This is a genomic window from Streptomyces sp. NPDC048248, assembly GCF_043201875.1.
In the GTDB taxonomy this organism is placed as follows: Bacteria; Actinomycetota; Actinomycetes; order Streptomycetales; family Streptomycetaceae; genus Streptomyces.
The window spans coordinates 364303-389734 of sequence record NZ_JBICZL010000008.1; the positions used below are offsets into that span (position 1 = coordinate 364303).

Here is a 25432-nt window from a genome sequence, read left to right on the forward strand (position 1 = left end):
CGTACGAGGGCACCCGGCCCGGGCAGGGTAACCCTATCTCTCTTGGAGGACACGCGTGCAGACCGCCCAACGGATCCACCTGCCTCGCTTCGACGTTGACGAACACCATACGGAACATCGCGTACAGGGCATCGACCAGGGCAAGTTGATTGCCCGTCGGGCGGGGGAGGTCACCTGGCGCCACGGGCGTCGGGAACACGAGGAGGGCCCGGATTCCGGCCCCTCCTCGGCTTCGGGAATGCGGGAGATCTACGCGGCGCCGCTGAACACGGGCAGATAGCCGCTGGACTGTCCGGTGGCCGTGGGGTGGTAGGACTCCAGGACGGGGTAGGTCACGCTGTGCAACCAGGCGGCACCCGAACAGAGTTCGTGGCCGGCGAAGGTGGTGTTGACGTCGGCGAAGGAGAAGCCGTGGTCGGCGGCGCGCTTGGCGGTGACGCCGTTGATCTCGTCGGCGGCGCCGTTTATCGCGGTACGGGACTTCTCCGACAGACCGGCGATGCAACTGCCGCCGATCTTGTAGAAGTGCGGGTATCCCAGGACGACGACGCGGGCGGAGGGGGCCTTCTGCGAGATGGCGGTGTACACCCCGTCGAGCTTGGCGGGCAGGGTGTTGCGGACGTAGTCGACGGCCTGGGCGACGCGTGCCAGACATGCGCTCTCGGAGCTGAGCGCACAGGTCGTCATGGTGTCGGCGAAGCCCGCGTCGTTGCCGCCGATGGTGATGCTGACAAGCCCGGTGGAGCTGTCGAGCGAGGAGAGCTGGCTGTTCAGGACATCACCCGTACGAGCACCTGAGCATGCGGCGAACCGGAAGGACGAGGGTGAGTGCGACGCGGCCCAGAGGGCCGGGTACGCCTTGGTGCTGCGCTTGCAGTCGCCGCTCGCACTGTCGTAACTGCCGGCCCCGACTCCTGAGGAGTAGGAGTCGCCCAGGGCCGTATAGCCGGTGGCTGCGGCCTGTCGGCCTGATGCGGCGGCGCTCGTGCCGGTGAGCGCGAGCGCCGTGGTGACGAAGAAGGCGGCCGTGGTGGCCGCGAATCGGGACAGTCTCATGGAACCTCCCTCAGCAGGGTCTCTGCCTCATCCGTGGTAGCAGGACTCACCGGTAACCGGAAGTGTCCATGCCAAAGCTGATGCATGCTTCACGGCAAATCTGACGATCCATGGGGATCTCGTCCGCCATGTCGGAGCTGACATTGCTTTGCTATGACGTGCATATGACATCCCGACAGAAGTGTTGATACATGCGCCCTGCTCGCCCAACCTTTTGACGGGTGGTCAGCGGACACCTCCGCACCGCCCGGCGCGTACGGCTCCGTACGCCACATCCCTCGCGCGCGCACCACGGCGCGCCACCGATGAGGAGGACTCCCTCGCGATGGCAGTGATGCGTAACACCACCCCGCGCTCCACCCCGAACCGTTCGGCCCGGCTGCGGATCGCCGCCGCGCTCACCGCGACCGCGGCAGCCGCCGCCCTCGGCGCCCTGTCCTTCCCCGCCCACGCGGCGCCCGCCGAGGGCACCGTCGTGGGTGCCGGTGCCGCCGACGCGGTGCGCGGCAGCTACCTCGTCACCCTGAAGCGCGACGCCGGGTTCACCTCCGCCTCGGCGCACGGCAGAAGCGTGATATCCGAGTACGGCGGCACCGTGCGGCGCACCTACACGGCCGCCCTCAACGGATACGCCGCCACGCTCTCCGCCGCGCAGGCGAGACGGCTGGCCGCGGACCCGGCCGTCGACCAGGTCTTCCAGGACCGCACACTGCACGCCCTGGGCACCCAGACCAACCCGCCGTCCTGGGGACTGGACCGGATCGACCAGACGAACCTGCCGCTCGACCAGAAGTACACCTACCCGGACACCGCGGGCTCCGGCGCCACCGTCTACGTCATCGACACCGGCGTCCGCGTCACCCACCAGGACTTCGGCGGGCGGGCGGCGAACGGCTACGACGCCGTCGACAACGACAACACCGCCCAGGACGGCAACGGGCACGGCACCCATGTCGCGGCGACCGCGGCCGGGACCTCCTACGGCGTCGCCAAGAAGGCGAGGATCGTGGCGGTGCGGGTGCTGAACAACGCGGGTTCCGGGACCACCGCCCAGGTCGTCGCGGGCATCGACTGGGTCACCAGGAACCACAGCGGCCCCTCGGTGGCGAACCTGTCCCTGGGCGGGGGCGCCGACGCGGCCCTGGACACCGCCGTGCAGAACTCCATCAAGAGCGGGGTGACCTACGCCGTCGCCGCCGGCAATTCGGGGGCGAACGCGCAGAACTACTCGCCGGCGCGCGTCCCCGAGGCGCTCACGGTCGGCGCGACGACCTCCACCGACGCGCGCGCGAGCTACTCCAACTACGGCTCGCGCGTGGACCTCTTCGCGCCCGGCAGCAGCATCACCAGTGCCTGGAAGACCACCGATACCGCCACCAACACCATCTCCGGCACTTCGATGGCGTCCCCGCACGTGGCGGGCGCCGCCGCGGTCTACCTCGCCGGCCACCCGACCGCCACCCCTGCGGCGGTCGCCTCGGCCCTGACGAACGGCGCCACCGGCGGAGTCGTGACCAACCCCGGCACCGGATCGCCGAACAAACTGCTCAAGATCGTCCCGTAACACGGTCCCCTCGGCGCCCCGGGCGGCACATCGCCCGGGGCGCTTGCGGGCGTCCCGCGGCCCCGGCGCCCGGTTTCCACGTAACGGTTCTGTTCTGTCCGGGGAAAACACCGGGATAATCCACGTGCCGGACCGGGTGCCGTGACAGATCATGGCGGCATGTCTGCCGATCACGTCCAGCCGTCCGCCGCCGAGGAGTCCCTTCCGATCCGTCTGAACATGGACGACAGCGATTCCCCTTCCGATGTCATCGACGCGCTCTTCCTGGGGCGGTTCGCCAAGGGAGAGCAGCCGTACGCCCGCAGCCGCTCCGTGGACAGGGTGAAGTCCGGGCTGACCCTGCTTCCGCCCGGCACGCGCATTCTGCGCTCCGCCCGCGACGATGACCGCAGCGCCACCCTCGCGGAGGGCGACGGGTTCACCCTGCTGGTCTCCCGGTGGAACCGCGGGGCCGATGTGACGGTCACGGCCGTCAGCGACGAGCTGGCCCAGAAGGTGCTGGGGCAGGCGGCGGACGACGCCGAGGACGAACCGGAGCCGCAGCCGGAGAACGTCGCGATGGGCTTCTGGTACTTCTCACCGCGCCGCGGCCCGCACCGGACGTCCCGGCAGATCTCCGCGGGCACATGGGAGGAGATCCGCCCCAATTACACCGCGCCGGTGGCCGATGCCATGGACCGGCTGATGAAGGTGGCGCCGGAGGAGATCGCCGGCCGGCTGCTGTTGCTGCACGGCCCGCCCGGCACCGGCAAGACCTCCGCGCTGCGCACCCTCGCCCGCTCCTGGCGCGACTGGTGCCAGGTGGACTGCGTGCTCGACCCGGAACGGCTGTTCAACGACGTCGGCTACCTCATGGACATCGCCATCGGTGAGGAGGACGGCACGGGCAAGAGCCGCTGGCGCCTGCTGCTCCTGGAGGACTGCGACGAACTCATCCGCGGCGAGGCAAAGCACACCGCCGGCCAGGCACTGTCGCGACTGCTCAACCTGACGGACGGTCTGCTGGGCCAGGGGCGCAACGTCCTGGTCGGCGTCACCACCAACGAGGACCTGGAGCGCATGCATCCCGCGGTGGTCCGCCCGGGCCGCTGCCTGGCCCGCATCGAGGTCGGCCCGCTCACCCGCACCGAAGCGGTGAACTGGCTGGGCACCGAAGAGGGCATCGGCCGCGACGGCGCCTCCCTCGCCGAACTCTTCGCCCTGCGCCGCGGCACCCGTCCCGCCTCGGTCCCGGCCCAGGACGCGGGGGCGGACGCGGGGATGTATCTGTGAGGGCCGCGCCGTGGTGCGAATTCCCGGTCGCGCACCCGCGCTTCCCGCCCACGGGAGAAGCCGCGGCCGCCCGTTCGCTCGACTTGCCCAGGCTGTTGGAGGGCGCAAGCTGAAAGGAGGGGAGAGCTCTCTTCGGAAGGAGCGCGCCATGGCCAAGGCGGTCCGGAAAGGCGAGGGGGAATCGTATCCCCTCGAAATCTTCGACATAGAACTCGGCGAAGGAGAGTGGGAAATCCTGAGCGCCGACCCGGAGAAGTTCCTCAGGGAACGGCTGGAGCCCGAGTTCAGGGTGAACGGCGTCTGTATCGACACCAGAGTGCTCGATCACCTGTCGAACGACGAGGATCAGGTGTCCTTCGTCAGGCTGGTGCACATCGCGGGCGGCCCGCTGGAGTCCTATTACGTCTTCCCGCAGCAGATGTGAGGCGTGTGGCGGGCATACGAGGTGGCGGAGCGCGCAGGGTGGCGGCAGGGGCGTGCGCTGCTTACCGTTGAAGTAGGGCATGAGCAGCCGTTCAGGCACTGAACGCGTGCTCCGGCAGCCCACGCTCCCGACCATGCCCGCAGGTCAGCGTGCCCTTCCTCGCGGCTTCAGCGGCACCGGCGGCAGCTCGGGCGCGAGCAGTCGGGCGCCGTCGTAGCCGTGCACCTCACCGAAGCGGGTGCCGGCCATCCAGTCGGCGCGGGCCTGTGCGATCTCCTCGCCGGTACGGCCGACGAAGTTCCACCACATCACGATCTCCTCCTCGAACGGCTCGCCGCCCAGCAGCATCAGGCTGCCGGCGTCCTCGGATCGCAAGGGGAGTTCGGTGCGTCCGCAGCCGAGGTAGAGCAGAGCACCGGGCGCCAGGCGCACACCGTCGGCCTCGGTCTCCCCGGAGATGGCCAGCGCCGCGTACTCGAAGTCCGGGTCGAGCGGCAGGCGCGCGTCGGTACCAGCGGCGAGGGTGAGGTCGGCGCCGACGAGCGGGGAGTAGGTGGTGCCGGGCGAGGTGGCACCGGCCAGCTCACCGAGGATGACGGTGGCGGACAGGCCGCCCCCACCGGTGATGACGGGCAGGTCGGCGTGGTGCTCGAAGGCCGGCGCTGCATGGCGGTGTTCGCCGGGCAGTGCCACCCACAGCTGGGCGCCGTGCAGCAGCCGCGGGTGGCCGTGCGGGGACTCCTCGGAGTGGGAGATGGCCTGTCCTGACGTCATCAGGCCCAGCTCGCGCGGCCGTACGGTCTGCAGGCTGCCCAGGCTGTCGCGGTGCAGCACCTCCCCCTCGTGGAGCCAGCTGACGGTCTGCAGGCCCATGTGCGGATGCGGTGGCACCTGCATCCCGGGCTCGTCGGCGATGTCGTCGGGACCGTAGTGGTCGACGAAGCACCAGGCGCCGACCATCCGCCGCCCGAGGTTGGGCAGCAGCCGGCGGACGACGGTGCTCTCGCCGAGGGGCACCTGCTTGCCGGGCTGGACGTCGCGGACCGGTCCCGTACGGCCGTTTCCCCCGCACAGGTTGGGTGCCGGCCGGAGATCGAGGTTGCTCATACCGCCACGATATGCGCGCTCAGGCATACAGCTCGCGCAGACGTACGGACAGGCATGTCACGCAGCCCTCCATCTTCTCGAACTCCCCGATGTCCACGGGGACCGGGCGGTAGCCCAGGTCGGCGAAGAGCTCGGCGCTCTTGGGCGCGCTGGCGGCCATCAGCAGCCTGCCGCCGCCGAGCAGCACCACATGCGCCCCGGCCTCCTCGGGGACCGGCAGGAAGCGCGGGAACGCGGCCGGGTCGTCGACGAGCGGCGGATAGCCGATGACGGTGCCGTCCGGCAGTGCGGTGACCGCGGACTTCAGGTGCAGCACCTTGCTCATCGGCACGGCGACCACACGGGCACCCAACGGCTCGAAGGCGGCGCGCAGTTGACGTACGCCGTCGGCGTTCGTGCGCCCGCCGCGGCCGACGTAGACCGTGTCGCCGATCTTCAGGACGTCGCCGCCGTCGAGTGTGCCGGGCGCCCGGACCTCGTTGACCGAGCAGCCGAGTGCCTCGGCCGCGGCCCGTGCGGCGTGTGTCTCGGGCTTGCGGGCATCCGCGCCGGGGCGGGCGATCAGCGCGACGTTGCGGAAGACGACCATGGTGTCCTCGACGAAGACGGAGTCCGGGCAGTCGTCGGCAGCGTCCACCTCGGTGGTGTGCCAGCCGTGGTCGCGGAGCGCCTGGACGTAGCCCTCCCACTGGCGCAGGGCGAGGGCGGCGTCGACCGGCTGCCGGTCGATGTGCGTGACCAGGCCGTCGGCGAGGCGCGGGGAGGGGCGGCGGACGAGTGCCTGCTGACTGGGCATGCGATTCCTTCGGGGTGGAGGGGCGCCTCGCCGGGGAGCCGGCGGCGGGGTCGTCTCAGGGTGGCGCTGGGTGCGGTCAGGTGCTGGTTCCGTAGGCCGCGCGCAGGGCGTCCTCGACGACGGCGAGGGCGGCGCGCCGGTCCAGGCCCAGCCGGTGGGCACGCCGGGCGTAGCTTTCGGCGGCCGCGGCGGCTTCCTTGTCGGCGGCCTCGCCTGCGGCCGCGATGAAGCTGCCGTTGCGGCCCCGGGTCTCGATCACACCGTCGGATTCCAGGGCGCGGTAGGCCTTGGCGACGGTGTTGGCAGCCAGACCGAGGTCTTCGGCCAGGCCGCGGACGGTCGGCAGCTTGTAGCCGACCGGCAGAGCACCGTCCCTGGCCTGGTCGGCGATCTGGGTGCGTACCTGCTCGTACGGCGCGTCGGCCGCGTCCGGGTCGATGGTGATCGTCAGGGTCTGGGGGGACACGGTGGCGCTCCTGGTGCTGGTGGGGGGCCGGGCGGGTGCGTGGGGTGCGGGCATCCGCCGGTGCGCGGTTTTTGTCGCACCCATTGTGCGCCAGGAGCGCCGGCCGCGCCGGGATCGGGGCGCTTTCGCGCCGCGGCCGGCACCGCTCCGGGCGGCTGCGGGGCGGGTGCCGCCGCCGCTGGGCAACCGGGCATCTTCCGGTGGAAATAGGGAGGCAGAGAAGGGTCGGGCGGCGTACCGTCCGCAGCCATGACGCTCACCGTGCGCGAATTCCGGCCCGCCGACGCCAAGGCCGTGGCAGACCTGCGGCGTGCCGCGCTGCCGTACCTCCTCTCCACTCCGCAAGGCATCGCCTGGGATGTCGCCTGCGCGCCGGCGGCCCAGCATCTGCGGCTGTTCGTCGCCGAGTTGGACGGCCGGATCGTCGGCGCCGTCCGCAGCGCCCTGCTGTACGACAGCAGCCTGCCGGGGCGGAGCGCCGCGACCCCGCAGGTGCACCCGGAGCACCGGGGCCGGGGCGTCGGGTCGGCGCTGCTGACCGCGGCCGAGGCGCATCTGTCCGAGGCCGGCGCCACCCATCTGTACGCCTGGGCCGTCCACGAGCACGGTTCCCTCGCCTTCGCGGAGCGCCGCGGCTACCGCCGCACCCGCCCGGCCCGCTTCCTCCGTCTCGATCTGCGGGCCGCCGACCTGCCGCCCCTCCCCTCCCCGCTGCCGCCCGGCGTCCGTCTGCGCACCGGCGCGGACTTCGGGGCAGACCCGCGCCCGCTGTTCGAGGCGGACGCCGAGGCGACCGCGGACGAGCCGGGCGAGGTCGCGTGCGACGCCATGGGTTACGAGGACTGGCTGCTGCACACCTGGGAGCACCCGGACATCGACTGGAACCTCAGCTCGGTGGTGACCGTGAACGGGGACGTCGCGGCTTACACCCTGGCCGAGGTCGACGGCCTCGGCCGCTATTCCTCGGGGATGACCGGCACCCGACGCGCCTTCCGGGGCAGGGGTCTGGCCCGGCTCGCGAAGACCGATTCGCTGCGCCGCGCCCGGGACGCCGGATGCACCGCCGCCTTCACCGGCAACGACGCCACCAACGCCCCGATGCTCGCCATCAACCGGGCCTTCGGCTACCGCCCGTTCGGCGCCGAATGGCGGTGTGTGCGCGACCTTCAGCGAGGCCGGGACCGCGACCCGGGCTGAGGGCACCCCTGCGGCTACGGCCCGTCCAGAGCGACCGCGCGGCCGGGGACCGAGGGATCGTAGGCGATGCTGTCGCCCGCCCGGTGCCAGTGGAGCAGGAATCGGTGGCCCGCCCGCAGACCGTCCAGCCCCGCCCGGCAGTACGCGACCATGTCGTCCGGCAACGCGTCCAGCGAAAACCACGCCAGCTGCGAGCACTTGTCCGGTTCGCGGTTCTCCGGCTCGCCGCCCGCGCCGTGGGCCGCTTCGAAGAACCAGCCGATGCGGGGCTGCGCCGGGGCCGGGGCGCGGTGCTGCATGACCAGGCCGACGCGCAGATCGGCCGGTGTCAGCCGCAGCCCCAACTCCTCATGGGCCTCGCGGATCATGGCCTCCCGCACGTCCTCGCCGTCCTCGGCGTGTCCCGACGGGGCGTGCAGCAGGCCGTCCGCATAGCCGGTACCGGAGCGGCGGGCGAGCAGCACCTCGTCGCCTCGGCGCAACACCAGGTGGACGTCGACGACTTCGGTGTGCCGGGCGGGCCGGACGGCGGCGCCGGGGCGCGGTGGGGTGGCCTCGGGTGTGCGGTCCGGACAGGCGATCAGGGCATAGCGCTCGTCATGCACCTCCTTGCCCCAGAGAACGGGGTCGCCGGAGAGGTCTTCCAGTCGGGTGGATGCCGCCAACGGGGCGGTGAGGGCGATGAGTTCAGCTGCCGTGAGGCCGATCGGGTCGGCCTCGCCCCAGCGGCCCTCGATCAGCACCAGCCGACCGCCGGGAGCCAGCAGCCCGGCCCAGTGCCGCAGGGCGGCCGACGGGTCGGGGAGCGCCCACAGGACATGACGCACCAGGACGACGGCGAAGCGCCGCTCCCCCACGGGCGGAGCGGCGGCGTCACCGACGAGGAAGTCCGCCTCCCGCCCGGCGAGCTTGGCGCGTGCCCGCACGACCATGGCGGCCGAGCGGTCGACGCCCGTCACGCGGTGGCCCTGCTCCGTGGCGAGCAGGGCCAGACTCCCCGTGCCGCAGCCGAGATCGAGGATGTCGGACGGCCCGGACGGCAGCCAGGAACGCAGCCGCTCGGCCCAGGCGGCGCGGACGGCTGGATCGCGCAGGCCGTGGTCGGGCTCGTCGTCGAAGGTCTCGGCGGCGGAATCCCAGTAGGCGGCGTCCGTACCGGGCAGTGGCGCTTCCCGCCGGCGGGCGGGCTGGTCGGTGGTCATGTACCGATGGTGCCAGCGCCCACTGACAACGGCCGGGGAGCAGCTGAGCTCTCCCCCCGCCCCTGGATGCGCGGGGAGGTCGAGCGCCCGACAGGCCGCTAGCGCCGCCGGGTTGTACGTGGTGGCCGGCGGGTTCGCCCCGCCGGCCACCACCGTTCACCGGCCGCCGCTACCGGCCGTCTCCTCCCCGGAGCCGGACCCCGACCCGGGCCCCGACCCGGACCCCGTTCCCGATCGCGGCCCGCTCCGTCCTCGCGGCACCAGCCGCTTGATCCAGGGCCAGGCCAGCAGGATGACGATCACGGTGTAGACGGTCGCCGCGAACGGCGTGTTGACCAGGCCGACGGCACTGCCGTCGCTGATCTGCAGTGCCCGGCGCAGCTGCTGCTCCGCGGCCGGGCCGAGGATGACCCCGATGACCGCGGGCAGCACCGGCAGCCCGTAGCGCCGCATGCCCAGCCCGATCAGGCCGATGACCAGCAGGATCACCAGGTCCAGGGCCTCGCCGCCGACGGCGTACGCGCCGACCGCGGCGAAGAACAGGATGCCCGCGTAGAGGTACGGACGCGGGATCCGCAGCAGCTTCGCCCAGACCGGAGCCAGCGGCAGGTTGAGGACGAGCAGCAGCACCATGCCGACGAACAGGGAGGCGATCAGGCCCCACACCAGGTCGGGCTCCCGCTCGAAGAGCAGCGGTCCCGGCTGGATGCCGTACTGCTGGAAGGCCGCCAGCATGACGGCGGCGACCGCCGTGGTGGGCAGGCCCAGCGTCAGCATGGACACCAGCGTGCCAGCCGCGGACGCGGAGGACGCGGACTCCGGACCGGCCACGCCCTCGATGGCGCCCCGGCCGAACTCGTCGCGGTGCTTGCTGAGCTTCTTCTCGGTGACGTACGACAGGAAGGTGGGGATCTCCGCGCCACCGGCCGGGATGGCACCGAACGGAAAGCCGATCAGCGGCCCGCGCAGCCACGGCTTCCAGGTGCGGCGCAGCTCCGCGCGGCCCAGCCAGGGGCGGCCGACGGGGATCGACTCGCCGGAGGAGCGTCGCAGGTGGGCGGCGACCCACAGCGCCTCGCCGATGGCGAACAGCCCGACCGCGACGATCACCACGTCGATGCCGTCGGCCAGTTGCAGGGAGCCGAAGGTCAGCCGCTGCTGGCCGGTCATCTGATCCAGGCCGACCAGGCCGAGGGTGAGGCCGATCAGGAGGGAGGCGAATCCGCGGATGCGGGAGCTGCCGAGGACGGACGTCACAGCGATGAACGCCAGGACCATGATGGCGAAGTAGTCGGGGGCGCCGATGTCGACGGCGAGCGCGGCCACCGTGGGGGCGAGGACGACGAGCAGGATCGTGCCGATCATGCCGCCGGCGAAGTGGCCGATGGCGGCCGCCGCGAGCGCTTGGGCGCCCCGGCCGGCCCTGGCCATCGGGTTGCCCTCGATGGCGGCGACGACGGCGGCGCTCTCGCCCGGCGTGTTGAGCAGGATCGAGGTGGTGGAGCCGCCGAACATGCCGCCGTAGTAGATGCCGGCGAACATGATGAACGCGCCGGTGGGATCGAGTCCGTAGGTGACGGGCAGGAGCAGCGCGACCGCCATGGCGGGGCCGATGCCGGGCAGCACGCCGATGGCGGTGCCGAGCAGGACACCGATGGCGGCCCACAGCAGGTTCAGCGGGGTGAGCGCCGTACCGAAGCCGTCGAGGAGGGAGTTCAGGGAGTCCATCGGTTACAGCACCCCCATCAGCGGGCCGCCGGGCAGCGGGACGCCCAGCAGGTTGTTGAAGACCAGGAACGTGGCCAGGGCGAGCCCGGCCGCGATCAGCGGGTCGCGGGTGAGGTTGCGGCTGCCCAGCGCGTACGCGGAGCCCCAGAAGAGGAGGGCGCCGGAGATCGGGAAGCCCAGCGGGCCGATGAGGACGGCGTTGGCGAGGAAGACTCCGACGAGCAGCGCGACGGTGCGCCAGTCACCGGGCTCGGTCAGATCGACGTCCTCGCCGCCCTCCGCCTCGCCGCGGCCGCCGCGCAGCACGTCCACCGCGAGCAGGACGGCGACGAGCAGCAGCAGGGCACCCACGACGAACGGGACGGTGGTCGGGCCCACCGGGCCGCGCTGGGCGAAGTCGGTGTCCATGGTGACGGCGTCGGTCAGTACCAGGATGCCGAGGCCGAGGAGCAGGGCGCACACGCCGAGTTCGGAGCGGCCGCGCAGGCGTTCGCGCAGGGTACGGCGGGCGGTCTCGGAGGTCGTCACAGCCCCAGCTCCTTCAGCACCCTGTCGACCCGCCGGTCCTGGGCGTCCAGGAAGCGGCCGAAGGTCTCGCCGGTCGCGAAGGCGTCGATCCAGCCGTTGCGCTTGGCGGCGTCCTTCCACTGCGGGGAGTCGTGCAGCTTCGTGAACAGGTGGATCAGTTTGTCGCGTTCGGTGGTGGACAGACCGGGCGGGGCGACGATGCCGCGCCAGTTGGTGAACTCCACGTCCACGCCCGACTCCTTGAGCGTCGGCGCGTCGAATCCGGGGACGCGCTTCGGGCCGGTGACGGCGAGCAGCCGCAGTTCGCCCGACTTGATCTGGTCGAGGTACTCACCGAGGCCGGAGACGCCGAAGGCGACCTTGCCGCCGAGGACGGAGGCGAGCAGTTCACCGCCGCCGTCGAACGGCACGTAGTTGACGGTCCTGGGGGTGATGCCGGCGGCCTTGGCCATCAGCATGGGCGCCAGGTGGTCCGGGCCGCCGGGCGAGGATCCGCCGCCCACCGGCATCTTGCCGGGCCGCTTCTTCCAGTCGGCGAGCAGCTGGCCGAAGGTCTTGTACTTCGAGTCCTTGGCGACGACCACGATGTCCGGTTCCTCGGTCAGCCGGGCGATGGGAGTGGTGTCGCCGAGGGTGGAGGGCGCGTGGTTGGTGTGCACCGCGCCGACCACCCCGAGCCCCATGGACATCACGAGCTTGCCGTTGCCGTGCTCGTTGACCAGCCGGCTCAGTCCGACCGTGCCCCCGGCGCCGGGCAGGTTGTACACCTCGACGTTGTGGTTGAGTTCGGCGTCCTCAATGCTCTTGGCGGCCGTACGGGCGGTGATGTCGTAACCGCCGCCCGGGGTGTTGGGGACCATGATCTTCAGGCCGGGAATCTGCGTGCCGGTCTCGGCGCCGCTGCCGGAGGTGAGCAGCGGGGGCCCGAGGAGGACCAGCAGCGCTGCCGCGAGCAGAGCGAGGGGTGTGCGCGGACGCACAGGTGACACCACCCTTCTGTGGTTGGCCGGCGGGGGGTGGACGGTGTGATGCGGGCCACATGTTGCCGGGGGGTTAACCTCGCGTCTCGCTTCCGGTATTAAGGGTCCTTATGAAACTTGTGGTCATGGAGAGGCGCGTGTGATGACCGAGGTCCTGGTCGTCGACGACGACTTCATGGTCGCCAAGCTCCACAGCCATTACGTGGCCGCCACGGAGGGCTTCTCCGTCGCGGGCGTGGCGCACAGCGGCGCCGAGGCGCTGCGCGCGGCCGAGCGGCTGCGGCCCGATCTCGTACTGCTGGACGTGTATTTGCCGGACATGGACGGGGTGAGCGTGCTGCGCGAACTGCGTGCCCGGGAGGAGGCGGCCCGCGGGGAGCCCGGTCGCGAGGCGCGGCAGCCCGTCGACGCGCTGTTCATCACCGCCGCCCGCGATGCGCACATCATCCGTGACGCCCTGCGGGCCGGGGCCCTGCACTATCTGATCAAACCGTTCCACCGCACCTCTCTTCAGGAGCAGTTGCGGCATGTGGCGGCGGTGCGCTCCCGGCTCGACCGGCTGGGCGAAGCCAGCCAGGAGGACGTCGACCAGATCTTCGGCACCCGCCCGCCCGGCTCCCGGGGGCTGCCCAAGGGCCTTGCCGCGCACACCGCTGAACTGGTGGAGCGCACCCTGCGAGGGCACACCGAGGGCTTGTCCGCGTCCGAATGCGCGGCGGCCGGTGAGCTGTCCCGGGTGAGCGCGCGACGCTACCTGGAGTACTTCACCGAAACGGGTCGCGCGGAAGTTTCGCTCCGCTACGGCGGCACGGGCCGACCGGAGCGGCGCTACCGCTGGATCGCCTGAGCGGTCACGGCCGCGGCGAGGGCGGCGTCATGCACCATCCGTCCGACCGGGAACGGGCACCGGCAGCGGCTCGTGGTGGTGCCGGAGAAGATGGCGGTCGGCGGCTCTCCGCTCCGCGGATCCCCACTCCAGACGCATCACGCCGCGGTCCATGGAACACGCGTAGGCGACGAGCATCAGGCCGACACCCGGGCAGTTGCCCGAGGTCGGGGTGCACCTCCTGCACCTCCTCCAACCCCAGGTCCAGCTCCACCAGCCCCTCGTACTGCACCGCGTGCAAGCCGTGCCCGTACGCCTCCAGCGTCCGGGTGTGCACACCGTGATGGCCGTCCCTGGCGCGTTCGTGGGCACGTATGAGGCAGGCCGGCACGGCTTCGGCGAGCGGTCCCGCCAGGACGCCGAACGTCTCGCGAGCCCATCGTGATGACAAGGTCACAGAGCCCTCCCACCTTCCCGTCCGGGCAACGCCTCCGGGAGCAGCCTCCTCGACCGTGCAGCCCGGAAGGCCGTCCCGCAAGAGCGCACAGGGGGGAGCAACGGAAGCGCCAGGTGAGCACGGTGCGTCGGCCGGACCGGGCGGAGCAGCCCGAGAGGTCCGGGAGGAGGGCGGCACATCCCCGCAACTCCCGCCCCGGATGCCCCTTTTCACCTCCCCTGCCTGTGCCCCCGCTTAGCCCTTCCTTAACCGCACCATAAGGATCCACCGGATCGGCCTTCGTCCCTCAAATCTGCTGTTCAGCGGGGCTAGCGTGCTGCTCGCAAGGCGGAGTTGGGTGCCGTCGGCGCCGTTCACCGGGGGGCGGCACCGGCTGTGCCTTCCGACCCCCCACCGCCCCCTTTTCGTCCTCACCCCGCTCGATGTACCTGATGAAGGAGACCCCCACGATGACCGCTCGTCGCAAGGCCACCGGGATCGCACTGGTGGGCATCGCCCCGCTCGCCCTCACCGCTCTCGCCGCGGGTCCTGCCGCCGCGCACGGTTCGATGACGGACCCGGTCAGCCGGGTTTCGGCCTGCTACGCGGAGGGCCCCGAGAGCCCGCGGTCCGCGGCGTGCAAGGCCGCGGTGGCGGCGAGCGGCGTGCAGGCCTTCTACGACTGGAACGCGGTCAACATCGCCAACGCCGCGGGCAAGTCGAAGGAGATCATCCCCGACGGGGAGCTGTGCAGCGCGGGGAACGACAAGTACAAGGGCCTGGACCTGCCGCGCGCCGACTGGCCGTCGAGCGCGATGCAGGCCGGCGGCCACACCTTCCGCTACAAGGGCACCGCTCCCCACAAGGGCTCCTTCGAGCTGTACATCACGAAGGACGGCTACGACCCGACGAAGCCGCTGAAGTGGTCGGACCTGGAAGCGAAGCCGTTCGTGAACGTGACGGACCCGAAGATGGAGAACGGCGACTACGTCTTCGACGGCAAGGTGCCGGCGCGGAGCGGGCGCCACCTGATCTTCAGCATCTGGCAGCGCTCGGACAGCCCCGAGGCGTTCTACACCTGCTCCGACGTGGTGTTCGGCAAGGACGGCGGCAGCGCAGCCGGCAGCTCCGCGCAGACCGCGGCCCCGGCGCCGTCGGCGTCCGCGCCGACCGACACCCAGATCGCAGCGGGGGCGGGCAAGTCCACCGTCGAGCACAACGGGCACGGCGACGACGACGCCCACACCCACGCCGAAGCCCCGTCGGCCGGCGCGGACGACCCGGCCCTGGCGGACGCCGGGGACGCCAACGCCCCGCAGCCCAACGGCGGCGGCAGCAAGCCTGTCGACGGCACGCGGCTGGCCGAGACCGGTGGCGACAGCTCCACCGCTCCGCTCGCGGTCGGCGGCGCCGCCGTACTGGCCGTCGGCGCCGCGTTCCTGTTCGCCACCGGCCGTCGCAAGGCCGCCCGGCTCCGCGGCTGAGTCTGACGGCCGGCCGCGGTGACGCGGTCGGCCGCCCGGCCACGCAAGGTGGCCCCGGCCCCGGTTGCGGGCCGGGGCCGCCCTGCGTCAGCCGGACGCGCAGTTCGTCGGGGTCGCGTGGGCCGGGTCGAGCGCGTTGGCCGTTTCGTGGAAGGCGATCCGGTCGAAGAGGCCGATCGCCACGTGCTCGGAGAAGTCGACGGCGCAGAGGTCCTGCAACAGGACGTTGCGCACGTCCGGGCCGTCGAGGAACTGCGTCCGGTAGGGCGTGACGACCTCGTCGTACCGGGTGGCGATGACGGTGTAGTGCACGCCGGGGACGGTGTCGCCGCCCTCGTTGAGCCGGTTGAGGGTGTCCGACCCGGCGATCTGGTCGGCCAGACCGGGGGTGAAGGCGTCGACGTAGTCCTTCGCGCCGGGGAACTGATCCAGCAGATCGGTCAGCCCGTTCAAATCGGTGCCATGGTTGCTGGGTGCCAGCCCGACCAGCGCGTTCACCTTGTCCGCGCCGCCGTGGAACTTGAGGTACACCCGCGGCATCATGCCGCCCTGGGAGTGCCCCACCAGATCGGCCTTGCGGGCCCCTGTGGCGCCCAGCACCCGGTCGACGTACGTGGCGAGTTGCTGTGCGGACTCGTCCACCGCGCCCAGCCCGTGGAAGAACGGGACGCCGGGGAGTTGGCCGTAGTCCAGGGAGAAGACGCAGTAGCCGCGCGCCACCAAGTAGGGCGCGAGACCCAGCCAGTTGTCGACGGAGTTGCCGAAGGTGCCGTGCACCAGGACCACCGGCCGGGGGTGCGCGGCGGAGGGCTTGCAGGAGTAGTTGTTCCAGCCGCTGCTGACGGTGGCGTCGGCGGCGGCTGGGGTGGCCGTGGTGAGACCGAGGGCCAGGGCGAGGGCGGGAAGCAGGGTGAGCGTACGCGTCCAACGCAGCTTCATACGGTGCTCCTTGCGGGTGAGGGGTCTCCGAAGTGCCCGGTGAGCCGTTCACCTGCGATCCGGATCGCAAGGGCCAAGCTTGTTGACTGAAAGTTAAAGTTACGGCCGGGTAAGCAGCGAGGGCCAGCCACGTGACGGTGAAGGAAGCAGCACACAACCCTCACCGGACGTCCGGGGTCCGCGCCGCGTCACCCGCCGTCCCGCATCGCGCACGTCGCGTCCGGCCGCGTTGTCGGAGGGCTCCCGTAGAGTCGATCGCACGGCCGTCACGCACGTGAAGGTCCGGTGGCCGAGGGGAGACTGCGGTGACGAAGGCGGATCTGGCGGGCCTCGACGAGATCTCGTCGGAGGCGGAGCTGCGCGAGTTGATCGGCGAACCGACGGCGCACGCCGCGAACAAGACCCGGGACCGGCTGCACGCCCTCGACCGCCAATGGCTGGCTCGCTCCCCGTTCTGCCTGATCGCCACCTCGGACGCCCGGGGCCGCTGCGATGTCTCACCCAAGGGCGACCCCGCGGGCTTCACCCATGTCCTGGACGACACCACCCTCGTGATCCCGGACCGCCCGGGCAACAGGCGCCTGGACGGCTTCGCGAACGTCCTCACCAATCCCTACGTCGGCCTGAACCACCTCGTGCCCGGACGCGGCGACACCCTCCGCATCAACGGCCGCGCGCGGCTGCTGCGGGACGCCCCGTTCTTCGACGACCTCGTGGTCAAGGGCAACCGACCGCGGCTCGCCCTGCTGGTGGAGATCGAGGAGGTCTTCTACCACTGCGCCAAGGCGTTCCTGCGTTCGCGGCTGTGGGAGCCGGAGACCTGGGAGCCGGACGCGCTGCCGTCGCGGGCGCGGATCGTCAAGGGCGTCGAGGCCCAGGACCTCCCGCTGGAAACCCTGGAGGAGCACTACGGCCCGCGGTACGCCGAGCGCCTCTACGGCTGAACGGCCCGGGGGCCTGCCCTGCCGGCCGGCCACGGCGGCTGCCGCCCGGTGCCGAGCTTCGCCGCCGGCCGCACCGCCGCGGTCCCGAAGCGCGCCCTGGCCCGGTCGACGGCGGCCTCGATGCGGTGCGCCTTGTCCTCCGCCGGGTCGAACATCAGCTGGCGGGTGGCGAGTTCGGCGCGGCACAGATCCTCCGCCCGCAGCGCGACGGACCGTACCCGCGCCCGTTGCAGGCCGAGTGCGGCGTGCAGGACGTAGGCCGTGTCGGTCAGCGCCGGTCCGTGCGCGGTCGGTTCGGCCAGCCGACGGGTGCGGGTCGTCACGGAGCGGTCGGCGTAGCGGACGGTGAGAGTGAGCGCACGGGCCGCCTGCCCGGTCGTCCGCAGCCGTGCCCCGAGGTCGTCGGCGAGGGAGAGCAGCGCCCGGCGGCGCCTCGCCGGATCCAGTTCGTCGTGCGCGAAGCGGTGTTCCGCGCCCATCGAGCGGGCGGAGGCATTGGGCAGGACCGGCGTCGGATCGATACCACGTGCCCGCTCGTGCACGGCGCGGCCTGCCTTCGCCCCGAGGATCCGCTGCAGGGTCGCGGGCGGCGCGGCGGCGATCCGGCCGATGCTGTCGAGACCGTACGCACACAGGGTGCGGGCGGTCGCGGGCCCCACCCCGGACAGCGCGGAGGCCGGCCGGCCGGCGAGGAACGCGGCGACGGATTCCCGGTCGCCGGGGACGGCCCGGATCTCTCCGGGCGCGGCCTCCTGGGCCGCCATCCTCGCGAGCAGCGGATTGGCGCCGATGCCGATCGTGCACCGCACGCCGTGCCACGCCTGGGCACGCAGCCGCACCAGTTCGGCGATGCCCGCCGCGTCCCGGCCGAAGAAGCGCCGCGCCCCGCGGACATCGGCCAGCGCCGCGTCCGGCGGCAGCGCCTCGACGACCGGGGTGAACTGCGCCAGCAGTCCCAGGAGTTCCTCGTACACCTCGGCGCTCACGGCAGTGTCAGCGGCGTCCCGGAAGCGCACATGGAGCATGCCGGGCGACCGTGGCGCACCGGTGGCCGCCGACGGCACGGCGGGGTTCTCCTCGCCCGGTGGCGGCGTGGTGGACGGGTCCGGCGCGGGGCTCATCCCACGCTCCCCGGGCTCGCGTGCCAGAGCTTGCGGACGGTGGCCGCGCGGACCCCGGACGGCTGGAGACCGGTGTCCGGGGGCAGTTCCTGCCCGGTCTCCAGCCGACTGGGGCGCCCCCGTGCGGCGGTCGCCGCGTCCGTCGGGTGCGCGCCGGCCACGGCCCCGGAGGTGTGTGCCGCGTCCGGGCGGGCCGCCGCGCCCGGGTCGACCGGCTCCGCAGTTGACCGGGACCCCTCGGCGAGGCGCACGGTCACCGCCTCCAGGCCGCCCTGGCGGCGCAGTTCAGCCAGTTCGGCGAGGTTCCAGACGGCGCCGCCGAGCACGCTGAAGCTGCCCGCTCCGTGCTGCCGGACCGTGCCGCGTACCAGCAGCAGCCAGGAGTGGAGGACGGTCTGCGCGCACGCCCCATGACCGGCCGCCGCTGCCGGGCCGCCGGGCCCGGGGGCCATGTCGAAGGCGCAGTCGATAAGACCGGTGCCGTCGTCGAGAGTGGTGCGGACGAACCCGCGCCCCGAGCCGCCCGGTGGTGTCCGGGTAGCTGCCTTGGCCCCGGCGACCAGCACCGTCTCACCGTTCCTGGCCTGGCGCAGCATCCGGGCCTGCAATGCGCCGAGCTCCGTGAGGAACTCCTGGTGGTCGGCCATCGGATGCCGGGAGGCGCCCCTGCCGAGGGCACCCAGCTCGGCGCTGAGCCGTTCGACGTCACCGAGGTCGGCGGGAGCGGGGAGCGCCGGGCGTCCCGGCTGTCCGGAGCCGCTCCGGTCCAGCTCGGCGATGTGCAGCAGCAGATCGCGCCGGGTCGCGCCGAAGGCGTCCAACGCCCCCACCCGGGCGAGGCGTTCGGCCACGGGGTGGCCCGGCCGGGCCCGCTGCCAGAGGTCCCGGAGCGAGAGGTAGGGCCGCCCCGCCTCGATCCGCTGTGCCTCGGCCGCGCTCATGCCGTGCACCTCGAAGAGGGCGAGCCGGAGTCCCCAGACCGCAGCGTCGCCCGACGCCGAACCGGACACCAGTTCGATCCGATTGGTCACGGAGGACCGGTTCACGTCCACCGCCAGCACCGGCACGCCGCGGCGCCGCGCATCCGCGAGCAGCAGCCGCTTCGGATACCGCCCGGGGTCATGGGTGAGCAGCCCGGCGTAGAAGGCCGCTGGGTGGTGCGCCTTGAGCCAGGCGGACTGGTGGACGGGTATCGCGAGGGCGACCGCCTGCGCCTTGGAGACGTCGTACGCGCCGAAGTCCACGCTGCGCCATGCCTGCGCGATGGCCTCGGGTGCGTATCCGCGCCGCTCGGCACGCGCCGCGAACCAGGCGTGCACGCGACTGCGCGCTTCCGTGTGCGCCAAGGCGCGCCGCTTGGCTTCGGCCTCCTCCCACGTGCAGCCGGTCATGATCCGCAGCGTCTCGATGAGTTGCTCCCGGAAGACCACGACGCCGTGGGTTCCGCGCAGGGTCTCCTCCAGGTCGGGGTGCGCGGGGCGGGCCGTCCGCAGGTCGTTCCGGGCCTCCACGACCGACTGCGCCACATCGTCGGCGGCCGGCCCGGGGCGGTGGAGCGAGACGGCGAGCACCAGATCGTCGATGGTGTCCGGTCGCAGCCGTTCGATCAGCTCGCGCCCGCCCGGCGATTCGATCCGGGGGCAGCCGAGGGTGTCGGTGGAACGGATCAGGTCGTAGGTGGCGGGGTCGTCCTGCGGCACCTGCGCCGGGTCGTCCAGGTCGGGGCGGCGCCCGCCGGCCCGGCCGATCTCGGCGACCGCGTGCGCGATCGCGGACTGCGCCCGCACTCCCCGCACATCGAGCGTGAGCAGCCCGAGGTCCGCGGTGTCCGCCGGGTCGAAGGGGGACAGCGCCAACGAGACGGCTCCTGCTCCGTCCCGCCCCGGGGTGGGCGCGGCGCCGCCCGGCAGGAGGGGCGTACGGTCCAGCAGCGAGGCGCCGGAGAGCAGCACCCCGCTCGGATGCACGGCGCGGCCGCGCGGCAGCCCGTCCAGGGCCTCGACCAGCTCCCACAGTCGCTCGCCACCCGCTTCCCGCGCCCCGCGCAGTTCCGGGAGCCCGGAGAGCGCCGTCCGGGCGTCGCGGGGCGGGATGCGCGGGAAGGCCGCAGCCAGCCGGTCCACCAGTTCCGGGGGCGCGCCCAGGGCGGCGCCGACGTCCTGTACGGCATGCCGTACCCGGTAGGTCTCGGGCGTCGAGACCGTGGCGACCCGCTCCGCGCCGAAGCGGTCGAGGATCGCCCGGAGGGCCGTCGGCCGACGGGCGGATTCGACGTCGACGCCGATTGCGGGCGGTCCCGCCTGCCGTTCGGACAGGAAGGGCTCCGCCGACAGCCCGTAAGCGACGGGGTCGGCGTGCGCGATCCCCAGGAGGTGGTTGACCAGGGATCCGGCACCGTCCCCCCGGGGTGCGTACCGGATGTCCAACTGCCTTATGGAATCGACGGCATGAGCGGTCGTCAGGAAGTGCGAAGGGAGGCCGAGTCGTTCGATGACCTGAAGTTCGTCGTGCAGCCGCACCCAGCGTTCGCGGTCCCGGTCGTAGCCGCGCAGCACCATCCCTGCGGCACAGCGCGAGCGCAGCATCCGGGCGGCCGTGCGGTGCCGGGTGCCGGCCGGTGGGGGTTCGGGGACATGGGCTCGTCCGAGCCCGAGGTCCCTTTCCGGATGGGCCCGGCACTCCCCCGCGGTCCCCTCCGTCATGGCGAGCAGGCGGTGGGCGAGGTCGCGCCGGAAGCCGGCCGCCTCGGCGATCCGCTCGGCGGCCCCGCTCATGGCGGCGGCGTCCTTGAGCCACCGCTCACCGCTGTCCCTGCCCTCCGGGCGGCGGTCCACGGGCACCGCGCGGCGGACGGCGTCCAGGACATCGGCGACGGGCCCCTGCTCCGGGTCGGCATAGCGGACCGCATTGGTCAGGACGGCACGCAGGCCCTGAGTGACGGCGAAGCCGAGAGTGCGGGCGGCCAGCCGCCGAGACCCCGGGCCGTCGCCGGTCCGCCCGTGGTCGACGACCTCCAGGCGGAGCGCCTCGCCGTACCGCTCGCGCCAGGGGGCGACGAGCCGGGCGGCGTGGTCCGGGCGGCCTGCGGCCAGCGCCCTGCCGACCCCGGAGTCCGGCCCGAGCAGGACACTCAGGCCGGCCGGGGCGGACTCCAGGGCACTCCAGGGGAGGACCGGCCGCTCGGGCCGCTCGGCGTGGGCGGCCGACACCAGGCGGCACAGGGCCGCCCAGCCGGCTGCTCCGTCGCGCGCGAGGAAGACGGCGCGGGAGGCGGGGGCCGGAGCGCGCCGGGGCGCGGCGCCCGGGGGTGTCGACTCACCTTCCCCTACGGCCAGTTCGGTGCCGAAGAGCGGGCGGACACCGGCCTCGGCGGCTGCCTTGGCGAATCGCAGGGCTCCGGTGAGGCCGTCCCGGTCGGTCAGCGCGAGGGCGTCCATGCCCCGTTCGGCGGCGCGCTCGGCGAGGCGCTCCGGGCGGGAGGCGCCGTAGCGCAGGGAGAAGGCCGAAGCGGTGTGCAGATGCGTGAACCCTGGCATCCGCACCTCCTGCACCTCATCGGCCCCCTGGCTATCCCCGAGTCCCTTGTTTCCCTCTCCACCATAACCCCTCACTCGAACATTCGTACGAACGCGGGGAGGAGCGAGCCCCTGGACGTATCCCTCCCCTCCGCGCCCCCGTGACCTCCCCTTCCTTCCGCCTCCCTTGCGTCAATCGGCCCCACCCGATCTGCGCCGCCTCCGGCCCGAACGGAAGATATGGACCACAACGCCCGAGATCATCACGGCACGACCCCGGTACGGGGCAAGGAGCGGCGCATGGCCACCACGGACGACGGCACCCCCACCACCCTCCTGGCGGAGGTGAAGAACGCGGTGACCGCCCGGGCCTCGCTGCTGGTGACCGGCGTCCTGGGGCTGATGATCGCGTTCATCACGTCGTACACCGGCGCCTTCCACCACCCCCAGCCGCGGGACGTACCACTCGCGCTGGTCGCTCCTCCGCAGACCGCCGGACAGCTGGTCGGCAAGCTGGACCGGCTGCCCGGGTCCCCTCTTGATCCGCGCACCGCCCCCTCGGAGGCGGAAGCGCTGCGGCAGCTCAACGACCGCGAGATCGACGGCGCGCTGATCGTCGATCCGCGCGGCAGCACCGACCGGCTGCTGATCGCGAGCGGCGGCGGTGCCTCGCTGTCCCAGGCGGTCGAGCAGGTGATCAGGGCGGCGGAGAAGGAACAGCGGCGCACCGTACGCACCGTGGACGCGACGCCGGCCGACGCGGGCGACAGCCGGAGCCTGTCATCGTTCTACCTCGTTGTGGGCTGGTGCGTCGGCGGCTATCTGTGCGCAGCGGTCCTCGCCATCAGCGCCGGGGCCCGGCCCGCCAACGGACAGCGGGCGGTCATCCGGCTGACCGTGCTGGCGCTCTACTCGATCCTCGCGGGCCTGGCCGGCGCGATCATCGTGGGGTCCGTCCTGACCGCGCTGCCGGGCAGCGTCCTCGGGATGTGGGGACTGGGCGCCCTGGTCGTCTTCGCGGTGGGGGCCACCACTCTGGCCTTCCAGGGGCTGCTGGGCATCGTCGGCATCGGCCTGGCGATCCTGGTGATCGTGATCCTGGGCAACCCGAGTGCGGGCGGCGCCTATCCCTATCCGCTGCTGCCGCCGTTCTGGCAGGCGATCGGGCCGGCGCTGCCACCGGGCGCGGGCACCTGGACGGCCCGCTCGATCGCGTACTTCCGGGGGAACGCGACGACCGGACCGCTGCTGGTGCTCTCCGCGTGGGCCGTGGCCGGCACCCTGATCACCCTCGTGCTCGCCACGCTCCACCGGAAGAACACCGACAAGGGCTCCGGCGGGGAACGGCTACCGGCCTGAACCGGCCGACGGGACGTACGGGCGCGACACCTCCGGGCGCCGCGCCCGCCGCACGTCCACCCGTTCACATATGCGTGCCGCCATCGATCCGGATCTCCGTGCCGGTGATGAACGCGCCGTCCTGCGAGGCGAGCATGGCGATGACGCCGGCGACGGTCTCCGGGCCCGCGAAGCCCTCGCCGATGGCCGGCATCAGCTTCCCGAACAGGCTCATGTCCGCGTCCTCGGGCAGGCCCGGGGCGACGGTCATCCCGGAGCGGATGGAGCCAGGCGCCACACACACCGCGCGCAGCCCCCGCTTGCTGTACTCGCTCGCGATGGCATGCGTCAGCGACTGCACTCCGCCCTTGCTCGCCGCGTACGCCGCCATGTACGGGTGAGCGAACGAGGCGGAGGTGGAGCTGAAGTTGACCACTACCGGCGCCGATCCCTCCAGCAGCGCGGGCAGCGCCTCCCTGATCATCAGGAAGGTACCGGTCAGATTGACCGCGAGGATCTTGTTGAAGAAGTCCAGGCCGGTCTCATGGGTGTGCGAGGAGCGCAGGATGCCTGCCGCGTTCACCAGGACGTCCAGGCCGCCCAGCCCGGACACCGCGGCGGCGACCGCTGCCCGGACCGCCGCCTCGTCGGATATGTCCAGCACCGCCGTCTCCAGCCGGTCGCCCGCGCCGTCCGCGGCGGCCCGTTCCGCGGTGGCCCGCAGGCCCTCCGCATCGACGTCCGCCGCCACCACCCGGCCGCCCTCGGCGAGGATCCGGTGAACGGTGGCCCGGCCGATGCCCGAGCCGGCTCCGGTGATCAGGGCGCGGCGTCCGTCAAAGCGGTTCATGGTGCTCCGTTCCAGGTGGGACAGGTCGTTCTCGATGGGACAGGCGGCACCGTACGCCTCTTTGACACAACATGCCACATTCGCATGATGCGCCTATCTGTCGCAGCACTCCGTAAGCTGATCCCATGCCCACCGCGCCCCGTCCCGTCACCTCCCCCCGCCCCTCCCTCACCGAGCGACGGAAGGCCGAGACCCAGTTGGAGATCGCCCGCACGGCGGCTGCCCTGTTCGCCGAGAGGGGCGCTGCCGTCACCGCCGAGGAGATCGCCCGCACCGCCGGCGTCGCACTGCGCACCTTCTACCGCTACTTCCGCACCAAGGAGGACGCGGTGGCCCCGCTCCTGGCCGTCGGGGTCAGGGAGTGGATCGACGACCTGGCCACGGCGGCCGCCGGGCCGGACGCACCGCCGGCGCGGGCCGCGCTGGAGCGGGCCGCGCGACAGGCACTGACCCCCGCGGACGCAACGGCCGAAGAGGCACTGCGACGGACCCGCGGACTCCTGCGGGCGATGCCGGGCGACCCCGCGCTGCGCGCCGTCTGGCATCGGGTGCACCACGACTCCGAGGAGGCGCTGATGCCGGTCCTGGCGAAGCTGACCGGCGCCGGCCCGCTGGAACTGCGGCTGGCCGCGGCCGCCGCGAACACCGCGATGCGGGTGGCGGTCGAGGAGTGGGCCGCGGGTGACGCGCCGATGGACGGCCCCGACGGGCCCGCGGAGCTGGCAGGGCGCGGCCTGCACGCACTCACCGCGGGCCTGCCGGAGCTGGACCGGCGCAAGGGGTAGCGCGCCTGGCCCCTTGCGGGGACACCGCACGCACCCTCCGGAGCGCCTCGAGGCGCACGGAGGGTTTCCGTCTCTTTGCCGCCGCCGGGCATGGAATCGATACGGAGGGGTACTCCGGCCCGCTCTTCGGCCAATCGGCGGAGATCGATACCCGCCCGAACGACCGGTCGGCGGCCGGATTCACTCCTTCCGCGCCCGATCTACGCGCGTCCCTGCACGGCATCGAGAGTCGCATCTCCGCAGGTAGGGCACCATAACGTCACACCCTCTTCACATCTCCACCGTGACGTTCTCGCCATTACTCACCGCTTGCGTCCAACGACTCAAAGTGGTCGCCCGGCGTGCGTTCAAGGTGCCCTTGGGCCAGACTCCCGTCCGGTATCTGCACCTTCGACCAAAGGAGTGTTCGTCATGCGGTACATCACTGGGGGAATCGCGCTCGGCGCGGCGCTGGTTCTCGGCGCACTGGCCACCACCGCACAGGCCGCCGCACCGGCGCAGCCCGCGCGGAGCGGTGGGCTCTACGCCCCGACGGCTCTGGTTCTGACCGTCGGCCAGGGCGAGAGCCGGGCGACTGCCACAGTGCAGCGCGCGGTGACGCTCACCTGTACGCCCAGCGCGACCGGCAGCCACCCGAACCCGAGAGCCGCCTGCGCCCAGCTGCGCTCCGCCGCCGGGGACTTCACCCAGATCACCGGCACCACGGCCGATCGACTGTGCACCAAGGAGTGGGACCCCGTCGTGGTCACCGCGGACGGCGTCTGGGAAGGCCGCCGGGTGTCCCACAGCTACACCTACGCCAACCCCTGCGCGATGAACGGCAGCAGGGGCTCGGTCTTCGAGTTCTGACGGAGCGGTCCACACTCCCCGGGCG

The 25432-nt window shown here is 72.4% G+C and carries 23 protein-coding genes; 11 read left to right on the forward strand and 12 right to left on the reverse strand.

Annotated features, from left to right (window positions below; all coding sequences use genetic code 11):
* Positions 1-249 precede the first annotated feature (249 nt).
* Entirely contained in the window at positions 250-1056 is an 807-nt protein-coding gene (locus ACGFZW_RS19820) for an SGNH/GDSL hydrolase family protein (protein WP_393894436.1), read from the reverse strand.
* A 325-nt stretch (positions 1057-1381) separates the two neighbouring features.
* On the opposite strand from ACGFZW_RS19820, the gene ACGFZW_RS19825 reads away from it, so the two are divergent.
* The 3 genes from ACGFZW_RS19825 to ACGFZW_RS19835 all read left to right on the forward strand — a co-directional run bounded on the left by ACGFZW_RS19825 (position 1382) and on the right by ACGFZW_RS19835 (position 4316).
* Positions 1382-2620, forward strand: coding sequence for a S8 family peptidase (locus tag ACGFZW_RS19825; RefSeq protein WP_393894437.1), 1239 nt, complete (start codon positions 1382-1384; stop codon positions 2618-2620).
* 159 nt (positions 2621-2779) lie between these two features.
* A complete protein-coding gene (locus ACGFZW_RS19830; protein WP_393894438.1) occupies positions 2780-3892 on the forward strand; it encodes a DUF5925 domain-containing protein in 1113 nt (370 codons plus the stop codon).
* Between the two features lie 148 nt (positions 3893-4040).
* Positions 4041-4316 (forward strand): hypothetical protein, encoded by a 276-nt coding sequence (locus tag ACGFZW_RS19835; RefSeq protein ID WP_393894439.1) that lies wholly within the window; start codon positions 4041-4043, stop codon positions 4314-4316.
* Positions 4317-4460: 144 nt separating this feature from the next.
* Here ACGFZW_RS19835 and ACGFZW_RS19840 read toward each other — a convergent pair whose 3' ends face one another.
* The 3 genes from ACGFZW_RS19840 to ACGFZW_RS19850 all read right to left on the reverse strand — a co-directional run bounded on the left by ACGFZW_RS19840 (position 4461) and on the right by ACGFZW_RS19850 (position 6685).
* Positions 4461-5423, reverse strand: a complete 963-nt coding sequence (locus ACGFZW_RS19840) for a pirin family protein (RefSeq protein WP_393894440.1) — start codon at positions 5421-5423, stop codon at positions 4461-4463.
* 19 nt (positions 5424-5442) lie between these two features.
* On the reverse strand, positions 5443-6219 hold the full coding sequence (gene ddaH, locus ACGFZW_RS19845) for a dimethylargininase (RefSeq protein WP_393894441.1): 777 nt from the start codon (positions 6217-6219) through the stop codon (positions 5443-5445).
* 76 nt (positions 6220-6295) lie between these two features.
* Positions 6296-6685, reverse strand: coding sequence for a GntR family transcriptional regulator (locus ACGFZW_RS19850; protein WP_393894442.1), 390 nt, complete (start codon positions 6683-6685; stop codon positions 6296-6298).
* A 249-nt stretch (positions 6686-6934) separates the two neighbouring features.
* Between ACGFZW_RS19850 and ACGFZW_RS19855 the strand changes: the two genes are divergently transcribed.
* Complete coding sequence (locus tag ACGFZW_RS19855) at positions 6935-7882, forward strand: GNAT family N-acetyltransferase (protein ID WP_393894443.1); 948 nt, start codon at positions 6935-6937, stop codon at positions 7880-7882.
* 14 nt (positions 7883-7896) lie between these two features.
* Here ACGFZW_RS19855 and ACGFZW_RS19860 read toward each other — a convergent pair whose 3' ends face one another.
* From ACGFZW_RS19860 to ACGFZW_RS19875, 4 genes are all read right to left on the reverse strand, one after another.
* Positions 7897-9084 carry a methyltransferase domain-containing protein gene (locus ACGFZW_RS19860; protein ID WP_393894444.1) on the reverse strand — a complete coding sequence of 396 codons (1188 nt, stop codon included), beginning with the start codon at positions 9082-9084 and terminating at the stop codon, positions 7897-7899.
* Between the two features lie 156 nt (positions 9085-9240).
* Complete coding sequence (locus ACGFZW_RS19865) at positions 9241-10812, reverse strand: tripartite tricarboxylate transporter permease (protein WP_393894445.1); 1572 nt, start codon at positions 10810-10812, stop codon at positions 9241-9243.
* A 3-nt stretch (positions 10813-10815) separates the two neighbouring features.
* Positions 10816-11340 (reverse strand): tripartite tricarboxylate transporter TctB family protein, encoded by a 525-nt coding sequence (locus ACGFZW_RS19870; RefSeq protein WP_393894446.1) that lies wholly within the window; start codon positions 11338-11340, stop codon positions 10816-10818.
* On the reverse strand, positions 11337-12320 hold the full coding sequence (locus ACGFZW_RS19875; RefSeq protein ID WP_393894524.1) for a Bug family tripartite tricarboxylate transporter substrate binding protein: 984 nt from the start codon (positions 12318-12320) through the stop codon (positions 11337-11339). The genes ACGFZW_RS19870 and ACGFZW_RS19875 overlap by 4 nt, the downstream gene beginning before the upstream one ends.
* Before the next feature lie 142 nt (positions 12321-12462).
* Between ACGFZW_RS19875 and ACGFZW_RS19880 the strand changes: the two genes are divergently transcribed.
* The 3 genes from ACGFZW_RS19880 (at position 12463) to ACGFZW_RS19890 (ending at position 15066) form a co-directional block, all read left to right on the forward strand.
* Positions 12463-13167: a response regulator gene (locus ACGFZW_RS19880; protein WP_393894447.1), complete on the forward strand. Its 705-nt coding sequence runs from the start codon at positions 12463-12465 to the stop codon at positions 13165-13167.
* Positions 13168-13363: 196 nt separating this feature from the next.
* On the forward strand, positions 13364-13591 hold the full coding sequence (locus ACGFZW_RS19885; RefSeq protein ID WP_393894448.1) for a hypothetical protein: 228 nt from the start codon (positions 13364-13366) through the stop codon (positions 13589-13591).
* A 461-nt stretch (positions 13592-14052) separates the two neighbouring features.
* Positions 14053-15066 carry a lytic polysaccharide monooxygenase gene (locus tag ACGFZW_RS19890; RefSeq protein WP_393894449.1) on the forward strand — a complete coding sequence of 338 codons (1014 nt, stop codon included), beginning with the start codon at positions 14053-14055 and terminating at the stop codon, positions 15064-15066.
* 87 nt (positions 15067-15153) lie between these two features.
* Here the strand turns inward: ACGFZW_RS19890 and ACGFZW_RS19895 are convergent, their stop codons facing one another.
* The gene (locus ACGFZW_RS19895; protein ID WP_393894450.1) at positions 15154-16005 is read right to left on the reverse strand and encodes an esterase/lipase family protein; all 852 of its coding nucleotides are present in this window, start codon (positions 16003-16005) and stop codon (positions 15154-15156) included.
* 305 nt (positions 16006-16310) lie between these two features.
* On the opposite strand from ACGFZW_RS19895, the gene ACGFZW_RS19900 reads away from it, so the two are divergent.
* Positions 16311-16949: a pyridoxamine 5'-phosphate oxidase family protein gene (locus tag ACGFZW_RS19900; RefSeq protein ID WP_393894451.1), complete on the forward strand. Its 639-nt coding sequence runs from the start codon at positions 16311-16313 to the stop codon at positions 16947-16949.
* Here the strand turns inward: ACGFZW_RS19900 and ACGFZW_RS19905 are convergent.
* Positions 16940-18070 (reverse strand): helix-hairpin-helix domain-containing protein, encoded by a 1131-nt coding sequence (locus tag ACGFZW_RS19905; protein ID WP_393894452.1) that lies wholly within the window; start codon positions 18068-18070, stop codon positions 16940-16942. The genes ACGFZW_RS19900 and ACGFZW_RS19905 overlap by 10 nt on opposite strands.
* Positions 18067-21606 (reverse strand): PHP domain-containing protein, encoded by a 3540-nt coding sequence (locus tag ACGFZW_RS19910; protein WP_393894453.1) that lies wholly within the window; start codon positions 21604-21606, stop codon positions 18067-18069. Before ACGFZW_RS19910 ends, ACGFZW_RS19905 begins: the two co-directional genes overlap by 4 nt.
* Positions 21607-21885: 279 nt before the next feature.
* Here ACGFZW_RS19910 and ACGFZW_RS19915 point away from each other — a divergent pair, with 279 nt between their 5' ends.
* Positions 21886-22944, forward strand: coding sequence for a DUF3533 domain-containing protein (locus tag ACGFZW_RS19915; protein WP_393894454.1), 1059 nt, complete (start codon positions 21886-21888; stop codon positions 22942-22944).
* A gap of 64 nt (positions 22945-23008) precedes the next feature.
* Here ACGFZW_RS19915 and ACGFZW_RS19920 read toward each other — a convergent pair whose 3' ends face one another.
* Positions 23009-23773 carry an SDR family NAD(P)-dependent oxidoreductase gene (locus tag ACGFZW_RS19920; RefSeq protein ID WP_393894455.1) on the reverse strand — a complete coding sequence of 255 codons (765 nt, stop codon included), beginning with the start codon at positions 23771-23773 and terminating at the stop codon, positions 23009-23011.
* A 125-nt stretch (positions 23774-23898) separates the two neighbouring features.
* Between ACGFZW_RS19920 and ACGFZW_RS19925 the strand changes: the two genes are divergently transcribed.
* Both ACGFZW_RS19925 and ACGFZW_RS19930 read left to right on the forward strand, forming a co-directional pair.
* Positions 23899-24558, forward strand: coding sequence for a TetR/AcrR family transcriptional regulator (locus ACGFZW_RS19925; protein ID WP_393894456.1), 660 nt, complete (start codon positions 23899-23901; stop codon positions 24556-24558).
* A gap of 411 nt (positions 24559-24969) precedes the next feature.
* Positions 24970-25407, forward strand: a complete 438-nt coding sequence (locus ACGFZW_RS19930; RefSeq protein ID WP_393894457.1) for a subtilase-type protease inhibitor — start codon at positions 24970-24972, stop codon at positions 25405-25407.
* Positions 25408-25432: the final 25 nt, after the last annotated feature.

Bases quoted from the DNA above. Each gene is read 5' to 3' on its own strand.
- ACGFZW_RS19820 (WP_393894436.1), bottom strand. From the start codon at position 1,056: ATGAGACTGTCCCGATTCGCGGCCACCACGGCCGCCTTCTTCGTCACC.
- ACGFZW_RS19825 (WP_393894437.1), top strand. From the start codon at position 1,382: ATGGCAGTGATGCGTAACACCACCCCGCGCTCCACCCCGAACCGTTCG.
- ACGFZW_RS19830 (WP_393894438.1), top strand. From the start codon at position 2,780: ATGTCTGCCGATCACGTCCAGCCGTCCGCCGCCGAGGAGTCCCTTCCG.
- ACGFZW_RS19835 (WP_393894439.1), top strand. From the start codon at position 4,041: ATGGCCAAGGCGGTCCGGAAAGGCGAGGGGGAATCGTATCCCCTCGAA.
- ACGFZW_RS19840 (WP_393894440.1), bottom strand. From the start codon at position 5,423: ATGAGCAACCTCGATCTCCGGCCGGCACCCAACCTGTGCGGGGGAAAC.
- ddaH (WP_393894441.1), bottom strand. From the start codon at position 6,219: ATGCCCAGTCAGCAGGCACTCGTCCGCCGCCCCTCCCCGCGCCTCGCC.
- ACGFZW_RS19855 (WP_393894443.1), top strand. From the start codon at position 6,935: ATGACGCTCACCGTGCGCGAATTCCGGCCCGCCGACGCCAAGGCCGTG.
- ACGFZW_RS19860 (WP_393894444.1), bottom strand. From the start codon at position 9,084: ATGACCACCGACCAGCCCGCCCGCCGGCGGGAAGCGCCACTGCCCGGT.
- ACGFZW_RS19865 (WP_393894445.1), bottom strand. From the start codon at position 10,812: ATGGACTCCCTGAACTCCCTCCTCGACGGCTTCGGTACGGCGCTCACC.
- ACGFZW_RS19880 (WP_393894447.1), top strand. From the start codon at position 12,463: ATGACCGAGGTCCTGGTCGTCGACGACGACTTCATGGTCGCCAAGCTC.
- ACGFZW_RS19890 (WP_393894449.1), top strand. From the start codon at position 14,053: ATGACCGCTCGTCGCAAGGCCACCGGGATCGCACTGGTGGGCATCGCC.
- ACGFZW_RS19895 (WP_393894450.1), bottom strand. From the start codon at position 16,005: ATGAAGCTGCGTTGGACGCGTACGCTCACCCTGCTTCCCGCCCTCGCC.
- ACGFZW_RS19905 (WP_393894452.1), bottom strand. From the start codon at position 18,070: ATGAGCCCCGCGCCGGACCCGTCCACCACGCCGCCACCGGGCGAGGAG.
- ACGFZW_RS19910 (WP_393894453.1), bottom strand. From the start codon at position 21,606: ATGCCAGGGTTCACGCATCTGCACACCGCTTCGGCCTTCTCCCTGCGC.
- ACGFZW_RS19915 (WP_393894454.1), top strand. From the start codon at position 21,886: ATGGCCACCACGGACGACGGCACCCCCACCACCCTCCTGGCGGAGGTG.
- ACGFZW_RS19920 (WP_393894455.1), bottom strand. From the start codon at position 23,773: ATGAACCGCTTTGACGGACGCCGCGCCCTGATCACCGGAGCCGGCTCG.
- ACGFZW_RS19925 (WP_393894456.1), top strand. From the start codon at position 23,899: ATGCCCACCGCGCCCCGTCCCGTCACCTCCCCCCGCCCCTCCCTCACC.
- ACGFZW_RS19930 (WP_393894457.1), top strand. From the start codon at position 24,970: ATGCGGTACATCACTGGGGGAATCGCGCTCGGCGCGGCGCTGGTTCTC.